We start from the raw sequence: 6,446 nt of genomic DNA on the forward strand, positions 1-6,446 counted from the left end.
GGACGCGTGGATGGGTTTTTGTGCCCTGCGGCGCAGGCGTTTTTGGCAGATGCCTGACCGTAACCGTGATTTTCGGAAGTTTGCGGCGTTTCTGCGGTCTTTGCAAACCGAATGCAATCGGCGGTTGCGGTAATTGTCGGTGAAAATTGATGGTCTGCAACGGCTGAAAATGCTATGCTAAGAGCAAATCAAATGGCGGCCGCCAAATAATAAGAACAGGAGAAATCAAAATGATCTTAGCCGATAAAATTATTTATTTGCGGAAGCGGGCCGAATGGTCCCAGGAGGAATTGGCCGAGCAGATGGGCGTCAGCCGGCAGTCCATCTCGAAATGGGAGGGCGCTCAGTCCATCCCGGACATGAACCGTTTGTTAAAATTGTCTCAGATTTTCGGCGTCAGCACCGACTTCTTATTAAAGGATGAGCTGGGACCGGAACAGCTGACCCCGTCGGTGGAAACCGATGCGCCGGAGGGCACGGTCACGGTGGACCTTGAGACCGCCGGGGCCTATTTGGATGCGCGGGAGCGCGTGGCGCCGAAAAGGGCGCTCGGGGTGATGCTTTGCATTTTATCGCCGGTGGCGCTGGTCGTACTGGAGGCGGCCAGCGAAGCCGGAAGCCTTTCGCTGAGCGGCGCGCGGGCGACGGCTGCGGGGCTGGTCGTTTTGATGCTTTTAGTTGCCGCAGCGGTGGCCATTTTTATTAAGATAGGCATGCACGACGAGCGGTATCATCAGCTCAGGCACAACCCGATCGAAACGGTTTACGGTGTGATCGGTATGGTGCGCGAGCGGCGCGGGGCCTACGAAAGCACCCATACCCGCCGCATGATGACGGGGGTGAGCCTGTGTGTGTTGGCCTGTGTGCCGCTTTTTGCACTCGGGCTGATGAATCCGGACGATGCGTTCCTGAACGCGCTGGGCGTGGGATTTTTGCTTGTTATCGTGGCGATTGGGGTGTATTTGATCGTCGAAACTTCGACCATCTGGGAGAGCTATCAGGTGTTGCTGGAGGAGCGGGATTATACGCGCCAGGCGAAGGCCTTCACCCAGAGAATCGGCGGCGTTTACTGGGGAATCATCACCGCGGCGTATCTGCTCGTCAGCTTTGTGAGCGGCCGCTGGGATATGACCTGGATCATCTGGCCGGTGGCGGGCGTGACCTACGGGGCGATCGCAGAAATTGCCAAGCGGCGACGTTAAATCGCCAAAAAACAACCGCGCGTTTGATGCGTGGTTGTTTTTTGATGGGCAAAGCCCTCTGATCTCAGCAGGCAGCCAAACGTGCAATCACAATTTGTCGGCCGCTTTGCCTGTCCTGCTGTTTTTTACTTCTGAATGGACTGAATGGACTGGCCCCCGGAATTGTCAGCCGTTCGTCCAATCGTTTTGCTTTCAACCGATAAGTTTATAAAAGGGGCGAACGGATTGCAATCCTCCTAAATCATATATTGCGGTTTTTTATTTCTTCTTTCTTTTTATTTATCATTCAATGAAAAACCACTAAGCTTTTCCATAACCATTCTCCTTTACCATCCACTTTTTTGCTCTTTCCTGAGTATTAACCATTTCGTAATAATGTCCTTTTTTTGCATAAAGTTCATTATGTTTACCTTTCTCTTCAATTTTTCCATCATTTATAAGAATAATTTGGCTGGCATTTTTAATGGTATTTAACCTATGTGCGATGACAAAAACTGTCTTTTCTTTCATCAGATTTTCTAAAGCACGGTTGATTTTTGCTTCATTATCAGGATCAAGAGAAGCAGTAGATTCATCTAACAAAAGAACCGGTGCATCTTTTAAAATAGCCCTTGCAATAGCAATTCTTTGTCGTTCACCGCCAGACAATGTATTTCCACCATCTTTTATTTCTGTTTCATATCCATCTTTCATCTTCAAAATAAATTCGTGGCAACAAGCTAATTTTGCGGCTTTATAAACTTCTTCTTTTGTTGCATCAGGTTTTCCAACCTTAATATTGTTATAGACACTATCCGTGAGCAGTACATTATCTTGAAAAACTTGACTAACATATTTAAGAAGAACATCCGGTTTAATAGATTTTATGTTTTTATCACCTATTAAAATTTCTCCACTATTAACATCCCAAAATCTTGCAATTAGATTAGCAATTGTAGTTTTTCCTCCACCGGAAGGACCAATCAATGCCGTTGAAGTCCCTTCTTTTGCTTCAAAAGAAATATTGTTCAAAATCGTTTTATTTCCATCATAAGAGAAATTTACATTCTTAAATTGAACATCAAATTTTTTTAATTCAACTTCATTTTCAGCATAAGGCAATGGTTTTGTATCATAAGCTTTTTCAAGATTGTTCGCAGCCAATTTCAAATCCTTTAACAATCCATACGAGTGTTCAAATGCAATTAAAAGTGCAGATAATGCTAAACTCATCAACATGAATGCCACAAATTGTTTAGATTCTACTTGACCACCTATGAGCAAATATCCCCCAATCATTAAAACAACAGGAAGTAAAAAATTTGCCGTAATAAAGTACATGCTTGTAGGCAAAGCCATTTTCTTTTCTGCCTTTACACTTGTCTTTCTAACATTTTCGAGAGTATCCATCATTCTTTCAAAATGGCTACTTGTCATATTAGCTGACTTAAATGCTTTCATTCCTTGGATGTACTCTAAAATAATAGAAATCATCTTGGAATTTAAGGCTCTTTTTCTTGCTCCATATTTTTCTATCAGCATATTGCCCCACACCAACATAGGATATGCAATCAGTAAGATCGCACACTCTAATAACGCAAGTTTCCAATTGATAAAAAATGTGCCTAATAAAATCATTAACGCCGTAACTGCCGTTTTAATAACCGATGGCAAAGTGTGCGTTATAATCAACTCAAAACTACTTAAATCTTTTGTAAGTGTAGATAATAAATAACCACTACTGTTTTTTTGAAAATGACCAAGGCTTAAACTTCTATAATGATTTGCTAAGTCCAAACGCATATCCCCACACATTTCAGCGCCTCTTGAAAAGCTCAAATAGTATGCGTGTCTATAAATCAGTATTCTTACAATCATGCTTATAAAACATATTGCAGTGTATTCTACAATTAAATTTTTAGTTAAAGTATTTTGCAGTATATTTACAACAGTAAAATAAAGCATTAGATACAAAACAATACTTCCTATCGAATCAATGACCATAAGAAAAATCGGTAAATATAACTTTTTCTTTTTATCCTTTAGAAGTGTACGAATGATTTTAAGCATCTGCACAAGCCTCCTTTCCAAAATAATCTTTTGTATATGTGTTCCACATATTTTCATAAACACCCTTTCTTTCTAAAAGAGTTTTATGAGTTCCAATCTCTACGATTTTTCCATCATTAAACACCACAATTTGATCTGCATTTTTAATGGTATGCAAACGATGAGCAATCATAATAATCGTTTTATTTTTCAATAAATTTTGTAGTGCCAACTGGATATGATACTCGTTTTCTATGTCTGAATATGAAGTAGCTTCATCGAAAATAATAATTGGAGAATCTTTAAGTATTGCTCTGGCAATTGATATTCTTTGTTGCTGACCGCCAGACAATTTCACGCCCTGATCTCCGATTCTTGTATGATAACCATTTGGCAAACTCATAATAAACTCATGAATTTGTGCTGCTTTTGCGGCTTCAATAATCTTATTTTCATCTGCCTTGACACCCATGCGTATATTTTCATAAAGAGTATCTTCTAAAAGAAATACATCTTGAAAAACAAAAGATGTAATATCCATCAAATTTTCTATTTTCAATTCATTGATAGGCGTATTATTGATTTTAATCACACCACTTGTTACATCCCAATACCTTCCAATCAATTGTGCTGCTGTTGTTTTACCAGCTCCCGAAGAACCGACAAAAGCATTTATAGTATTCGGCTTTAACAACAAGTTAATATGTGCCAATGCCTTGTTTTTTGTTTCTTCACCGTCATAACTGAAAGTAACATCTTCAAAATCTATCTCAAGAGGAACATTTCTATTTATTACTTTTGTTCCTTCTTTCAATTCATTCATATCCATTATTTTTTTTATGTTATCCAATCCGCTTCCAAGCTCCATAGATTGCATAAAAATGGTTACCATATTCAAGAACGAAACATAAAAACACATCGTAAGCATTATAAATAACAGATATGAAGTTGCTGATAATGAATTTTTTAAGAAGAAATATCCTCCAAATGGCAACGTAAATAAGATTGCTGAATCTAACACTACTAAAGTTATTGACAGAGGATAACAAGAACTCATGCACATTTTTTTCCAACAAGAAATATAAGCATTCAACGAATTTTTGTATTGCTCAAATTTTTCTGCGGTTAAATGATACATTTTAATCACCGGCATTGCTTTTATAAATTCATTTGATGAAGCATTTAAGTCGGCAATATCTTTTGATAGTTCCACTGACATATCAGGATACTTTTTCATCAACATCATCGGAATCCCCAATCCCAAAACCATAGGGATTAACATAACAAGCGCCATCATCCAATTTAATTTCAACATAAAAATAAACATGATAACCGGAACTACTGCAACCTGTGCTAATTCTAAAGTGCTATGAGCTAAAAAGTTTTCAACTCTATCTACATCATCAAATAATAATGTTTTAATCTCTCCGGGTGCATGTTCTTGGAAAAAGCCTAAATTAAATTTTGAAATATGATTTACGACTTTTAACTTAATCTTGTGTATCGTATTAAATGCTGCGGTATGAGATAAAATACCCGCAGAAGACATTAGTATCGCTTGCAAAATTGCACTCACGATTCCTATACCTGCCCAAATTAAAATTTCTTTATACGAAATGTTGTTTTGAAATATCATTAGCAAGATCTTATATACTACAAAATATGGCACTAATGATAAAGCCGCAGAAATGACAGATAAAAGCATTCCTAAATGAAGTTTTTTTCTCTCATCTTTTGCTAATTGAAATACATAGGATATTCCTGTTTTCTTTTTTTCCATCGATTTCTTCAATCTCCTTTCTGATCTATTAGCCTTTACTAACTGATTTTATTATAAAGCTATCTTTTTATAATTCAAATTAAGCATATAAATTTCATTTTTTAAAACAACCATTGTATTTACAATGATTTTCTTTATTTTATGATTTGCTTTTTTATAAATTTGTGATATAATTAAATAAAATTGAGATATATAGGAGGTGGATAAATAATGGAAAGAACCGTCATTGAATATTTGACGCATTTAGTAAATAATTCCCCTTTTACACTTATTCCAGAACTATCAAGTAAACATAACCAATTTTTTCAAATAGATCCCCGTTATGGGAAGGGAACTTTTCGAATTCTTAAATTTGACAGTAGCCTAATTCTAATTTTAGTTGCTAATTTTACACCAAATAAAACCATAGAAAAAATAACCGAAGTATCTGAAAAATACTTAGAAATAAGTCAGTTTGAAACAGAAAGCAGCTCGTTTAGAATTGGCGGTAGAAAGTTAAACAGTGTAGAAAAAGGCATATACTGCTATTTGAATACCGAAAAGAAAACTTACACCTATTGTGAAGCAAATAAGCCTGTAAAATTTACAAAAATAATCCTAACCAAAAAATATTTTGATACTTTTCTAAAATTAAAGTATGATGATTTTGATTATGAAAAAAACAAAACTCTTAGTTCTAATTTATTAAAAACTCAAAATTCTCCTCAGCTAAATTTTATATTTCAACAAATAAGAGAATCTCAAGCCGAAGGAAAAGTTCTCCCTCTGTACTTAGAAAGTAAAGTTATGGAATTACTGTCCATCATCATTTCAAACTTGGGAAAAAAAGAGAAAAATATTTCTGTTGTTCTAACTAAAAAAGACAAGCAAAATCTTAAAAAGGTAGTATCGGCAATGAAAAAAGACTTGTCCGTCCATATTGACGGTATTGAACTTTCTAAAATCGCTTTAATGAGTCCTGCACGATTTCAATTAGCTTTCCGCAAGTACTATGGTGTACCTCCGTATGAATATTTAAAAGAATTGAGATTAAATAAGGCATTATTGCTTCTGAAAAATTCGGAACATAGCATATCTGAAATATCCGAAAAAGTTGGCTACTCACATACGGGACATTTTGCTAAAATTTTCAAATCAACTTATGGTATTACACCAAGCAAATATAGAAGAACGATATTATAACAATTTAATCGTTATGGGTTTTCATAATAATAAAATTGTTCGTCACCTAAAGTGCTGTTGATACAATACTTATTGGCATCTATATGATATGCGTAATCTTATTCTACTAAATAAACGTAAGCAGAAAATGTAATAGAGTGAAATAATTATGAATCGAGAAGTAGATATATATGTAATACATCAAATGTTAATATAAATTATTTAATTATTTGCCGGCTTTCTCTTATTTTATGCATATTTATAATAAAAACGGC

General features: G+C 36.1%; 4 protein-coding genes. 2 read left to right on the forward strand and 2 right to left on the reverse strand.

What is annotated here, in order from left to right; genetic code table 11:
- Window positions 1–230 precede the first annotated feature (230 nt).
- A complete protein-coding gene (locus HMPREF0721_RS10215; protein WP_006599693.1) occupies window positions 231–1,202 on the forward strand; it encodes a helix-turn-helix domain-containing protein in 972 nt (323 codons plus the stop codon).
- Between the two features lie 300 nt (window positions 1,203–1,502).
- On the opposite strand, the gene HMPREF0721_RS10220 is transcribed toward HMPREF0721_RS10215, so the two are convergent.
- Both HMPREF0721_RS10220 and HMPREF0721_RS10225 read right to left on the reverse strand, forming a co-directional pair.
- A complete protein-coding gene (locus tag HMPREF0721_RS10220) occupies window positions 1,503–3,251 on the reverse strand; it encodes an ABC transporter ATP-binding protein (protein ID WP_006599694.1) in 1,749 nt (582 codons plus the stop codon).
- Window positions 3,244–5,010, reverse strand: coding sequence for an ABC transporter ATP-binding protein (locus HMPREF0721_RS10225; protein WP_006599695.1), 1,767 nt, complete (start codon window positions 5,008–5,010; stop codon window positions 3,244–3,246). Before HMPREF0721_RS10225 ends, HMPREF0721_RS10220 begins: the two co-directional genes overlap by 8 nt.
- 210 nt (window positions 5,011–5,220) lie before the next feature.
- Here HMPREF0721_RS10225 and HMPREF0721_RS10235 point away from each other — a divergent pair, with 210 nt between their 5' ends.
- Complete coding sequence (locus HMPREF0721_RS10235) at window positions 5,221–6,192, forward strand: helix-turn-helix transcriptional regulator (RefSeq protein WP_006599697.1); 972 nt, start codon at window positions 5,221–5,223, stop codon at window positions 6,190–6,192.
- The last annotated feature ends 254 nt before the right edge of the window (window positions 6,193–6,446 follow it).

Source organism: Pseudoramibacter alactolyticus ATCC 23263 (genome assembly GCF_000185505.1).
Lineage (GTDB): Bacteria > Bacillota > Clostridia > Eubacteriales > Eubacteriaceae > Pseudoramibacter > Pseudoramibacter alactolyticus.